This window comes from Streptomyces sp. AC627_RSS907 (genome assembly GCF_019049165.1).
The window spans coordinates 3,000-5,039 of sequence record NZ_JAGMUE010000287.1 but is presented as its reverse complement, the minus strand read 5'-3'; the positions used below and the strand labels follow the sequence as shown (position 1 = coordinate 5,039).

The window sequence follows — 2,040 nt, the reverse complement described above, 5'->3', positions numbered from 1 at the left end:
GCGGTAGGCGCCCTCGCGGTGCAGGAGGGTGACGGTGCGGGTGGGCAGGGGCGGGTCGAGGGGGACGGGGGCCAGATGGGGGTGGTCATGGGTGATGGCGTCGGGCAGGACGGTGGCCAGGCCGGTGCGCTGGACGATCTCGGTGAGGGCCTGGATGGAGTTGGCCTCGATCCTGATGCGTGGGGCGGTCCGGTGGCGGGTGAAGTAGGCGTCGATGTGACCGCGGGTGGCGAAGTCACCGCTGAGCAGGGCAAGTTGCCGGTCGGTGAGCTCCTTTACGGGTAGCGGGGAGACGTGGCCGGTGCCGGGCCGACGGGTGCCGGTGACCAGAGTGAGTGTCTCCGTGAACAGGGCGGTGGCGATGATGCCGGGGTGGTGGGGGCCGGCGAAGGCGATGCCGAGGTCGAGGTCGTCGGCGAGCAGGGCCGCTTCGATGCGGTCCTGGGTCATCTCCATCAGGGTGAGGCTGATGCCGGGGTGGCGGGTGTGGAACTCGGCGGTGAGCGGGCCGACCAGATAGGCGGTGAAGGTGGGCGTGACGCCCAGCCGCAGGTGACCGCGGGAGAGGTCCTGGACGTCGTGGACGGCACGTTCGGCGGCGGCCAGGTCGCGCAGCGCGCGCCGGGCGTGGTCGGTGTAGACGGCACCGGCGTCGGTGAGCCGCACCGTGCGGCCGGTGCGGTCCAGGAGCTGCACGCCCAGGGTCCGCTCCAGTTGCTTGATCTGCTGGGAGAGCGTGGGCTGGGAGATGTGCAGCTCCTCGGCGGCGCGGGTGAAGTTGCCGTGTTCGGCCACGGCGAGCAGATAGCGCAGGTGACGCAGTTCGAGAGCAGTCATGGAGGGAACTATAGATGAGAGCAATAACTTCTATCCCTAACAGCTCTTGGACACTATAGGGGCAGGTCATGCATGGTGGATTTCACCAGCCCACAGGGGCCGACCACCTCCGAAGGGAGTGACCATGCAGGACCTCACCGACGGCGTCGCCCGTTTCCAGCGGGACGTCTTCCCGGCCAAGGCGGAGCTCTTCGCCCATCTGGCCACGCATCACGCACCGCACACGCTGTTCATCAGCTGTTCCGACGCCCGCGTCGTCCCCGAGCTGATCACCGGCACCGAGCCGGGTGACCTGTTCGTCATCCGCACCGCCGGCAACCTGGTGCCCGCCTACACCCCCGAGGCCGACGGGATCACGGCGAGCATCGAGTACGCCGTCGCCGCACTGGGCGTCAAGGACATCGTCGTCTGCGGTCACTCCGCGTGCGGTGCGATGACCGCGCTCGCCGAGGGCCACGACCTCAGCGGTGCCCCGGCGGTCGCCACCTGGCTGCGGCACGCGGACGCCTCGGTGGCCCGCACCGCCGCAGACGGTGACGTTCCTGCCCTGGTACGGCAGAACGTGCTGGCCCAGCTGGCGAACCTGGCCACTCACCCCTCGGTCGCCAAGGCGCTGGCGCAAGGGAAGGTCACCCTGCACGGCTGGGTCTTCGACATCCCCACCGGCCGCATCCAGGACCTGACCGCCCCGCTCGCGGCCTGATACTCCCGGCTCCGGCCTCCCGCCCGGGAATCCCCCATCCCCCCACTCGCCACTTCACCCCACCCCCCTGCTCGTGAAGTGGCCCAGCTGAGAAAAGGACGTACTGATCATGGTGCACGCACAGTTCGACTCGACCGCCCGTGAGGCCCTGGCCGCCAAGGCCGTGGAGGCCAAGACCGTCAAGAACCTCTCCTGGAAGCAGATCGCTGACGCCTCGGGCCTGTCGGTGGCCTTCACCACCGCCGCCGTCCTCGGCCAGCACCCGCTGCCGGAGAAGTCCGCGAAGGCCGTGGCCGAGCTGCTGGGCCTGGACGACGACGCGGCAATGCTGCTGCAGACCATCCCGGTCCGCGGTTCGATGCCGAACCGGATCCCGACCGACCCGACCATGTACCGCTTCTACGAGATGCTCCAGGTCTACGGCACGACCCTCAAGGCCCTGGTCCACGAGGAGTTCGGGGACGGCATCATCTCCGCGATCAACTTCAGGCTCGACGTGA

The 2,040-nt window shown here is 69.0% G+C and carries 3 protein-coding genes; 2 read left to right on the top strand and 1 reads right to left on the bottom strand.

Features of this window, described 5'->3' with window-relative positions:
* Positions 1 to 837: transcriptional regulator CynR (gene cynR / locus KUM32_RS33790; RefSeq protein ID WP_217145738.1), on the bottom strand; the 837-nt coding region annotated here is incomplete at its 3' end.
* 124 nt (positions 838 to 961) lie between these two features.
* Here cynR and KUM32_RS33785 point away from each other — a divergent pair.
* Together KUM32_RS33785 and cynS are read left to right on the top strand one after the other, a co-directional pair.
* Complete coding sequence (locus KUM32_RS33785) at positions 962 to 1,540, top strand: carbonic anhydrase (RefSeq protein ID WP_217145737.1); 579 nt, start codon at positions 962 to 964, stop codon at positions 1,538 to 1,540.
* Between the two features lie 109 nt (positions 1,541 to 1,649).
* A partial coding sequence (gene cynS, locus KUM32_RS33780) for a cyanase (RefSeq protein WP_217145736.1) occupies positions 1,650 to 2,040 on the top strand: 391 nt, incomplete at its 3' end.

Bases quoted from the DNA above. Each gene is read 5' to 3' on its own strand.
- KUM32_RS33785 (WP_217145737.1), top strand. From the start codon at position 962: ATGCAGGACCTCACCGACGGCGTCGCCCGTTTCCAGCGGGACGTCTTC.